We start from the raw sequence: 2,250 nt of genomic DNA, 5'->3' as shown, positions 1-2,250 counted from the left end.
CTGATTGCCGTTAGGCAAATCGATATAAAGATTGCGTAAATCGTCAATACTTTTCTGGTGGGTTTTATCAAAACGTATGACCATGTCAAAGCGTTTTTCTCCTTCAAAAATCACTCCAGCCACACCCCCAGCAAATGCCGAACTGACATATTCATTCAACTTATCAATATTCAATCCGTATTGAGCAATTTTTTCGCGGTCATAGCGCACGGTCATTTGGGGCAGGCCGGAAGTCCTTTCGGGGTTGACATCACCCACGCCGGGAATGGTCTCGATGATTTTAGCCATCTCATCTGCTTTTTGTGCCAGCACATCAAGATCATCACCATATAACTTCACGGCCACATCTTCCCGGACACCCGTTAATAACTCATTGAATCGCAGCTGAATCGGTTGGCTGAAAACCAAGTTGACTCCCGTCAGCTCGTTATCAAGCTTTTCTTTGATTTTCTCAATAAGTTCATCTTTTGACTTGACTGAAGTCCATTTATTTTTGTCTTTTTCCAGAATAATGAACATATCAGCGATATCCATCGGCATAGGATCTGTAGGAATTTCTGCCACACCAATCCTGGCTAAAGCGATTTTTATTTCCGGGAAATTTTCCAGCAAAATGTTTTCTATTTTTATAGAAACATCAATGGTCTCGCTGAGACTACTACCCGGTCTGATAAGTGCCTGCATGGCAATATCGCCTTCCTCTAGCTGCGGTATAAACTCGCCACCCAACCTGGTAAAAGTAAAGATAGCAGCAGCCAATAACACAATTGCCGCAATCATGACAATTACTTGGTGCCGTAGCGCACTCTTTAGCAAAGGCAGATAAGCAAGCTGGAAGCCATTTACAATTTTCTCACCGACTTTCTCAAACGATCTTTCTAACTTTCCAGACCAATTCCTTTTGTTCTTTATTGGTTTTAAAAATAGGGCTGACATCGCAGGGACATAAGTCAGGCAAAGGATAATGGCTCCCACCATGGTAAAACCAAAAGTGTAGGCCATGGGGTGGAACATTTTGCCTTCTATTCCGGTAAGGAATAGGATAGGAACAAAGACGATCAGTATAATTATCTGACCGAAAAATGCGGTATTCATCATGGAACTTCCAGCCTGGTAGGCTAGTTCATCCATGACGTTTTGATCAACTCCTAATTTTCGGCCCTTAAACTGTTTTTGGATTTCATATATGGTGCGTTCTACTATAATCACTGCACCGTCAACAATAATCCCGAAGTCAATAGCCCCCAGACTTATCAGATTAGCCGATACGTTAAATAGCTTCATCAAGATAGCGGCAAAGAGGAAGGATAAGAGAATAGTACTGGCAGTGACAAGGCCGCCTCTTATGCTACCTAGAATGATGACTAAGGCAAAAATTACAACTAGCGCACCTTCTGTGAGGTTCTCGCTTACTGTGCTGGTAGTCCGTTCTATAAGCGCGCTTCTATCAAGAAAAGGTTTAATTTCCAAGCCTTCTGGTAATGATTTCTGAACTTCAGCTATGCGCTTTTGCACGTTCTGGATTACAGCATTAGAATTTTCCCCCCTTAGCATCAGAATCATGCCGCCTACAGCTTCCCGGCCATCCTGCGTGAAAGCGCCATAGCGCACCTGGTGACCAAAATGTACTTTTTCCGCGACATTTCTGATTAAGACGGGTATGCCATTTACTTCTTTAATAACAATATTTCCTATGTCATCAAGTGAACGTACCAGACCTTCCCCGCGGATAAAATTGGCCATATTGTTTTTTTCAATGTAGGCACCACCGGTATTGTTATTATTGCGCCGCAACGCCTCGAATACTTCAGAAATGGAAACATTGTTGGCATTGAGCTTGTCAGGGTTGATCGCTATTTCATACTGTTTAATTTTTCCGCCAAAGGCATTTACTCCGACGACGCCTTCTACCAAAGCTAATTGCCGCCTTACGATCCAATCCTGGATAGTGCGCAAATCAGTGGGGGAGTACGCTGTTTCATAGCCAGGCTTGGGCTGGAGGGTATATTGATAAATTTCACCAAGCCCTGTTGTAATGGGCCCCATAGACGGAATGCCAAAATTTTCAGGTATTTGTTGTCTTACTACATTAAGTTTTTCTTGTATTAATTGCCGTGGCAGATAGGTGCCCATATCATCTTCAAAGACGATGGTTACTACCGAAAGGCCAAAGCGGGAAATCGAACGAATTTCCGTAACACCGGGAAGGTTGGCCATAGCCAATTCCACAGGAAAAGTAACAAATCGCTC

The 2,250-nt window shown here is 43.2% G+C and carries 1 protein-coding gene; it reads right to left on the bottom strand.

The annotated features are described in order from the left end of the window. Positions 1–2,250, bottom strand: a 2,250-nt coding sequence (locus Q8M88_RS02670) for an efflux RND transporter permease subunit (RefSeq protein WP_305594702.1), incomplete at both ends; no start/stop codon positions are given.

The organism is Phenylobacterium sp., assembly GCF_030693805.1.
Taxonomy (GTDB): domain Bacteria; phylum Pseudomonadota; class Alphaproteobacteria; order Caulobacterales; family Caulobacteraceae; genus Phenylobacterium.
Note: the sequence above shows the minus strand (reverse complement) of the source record. Positions and strands in the feature narration are given on the sequence as shown.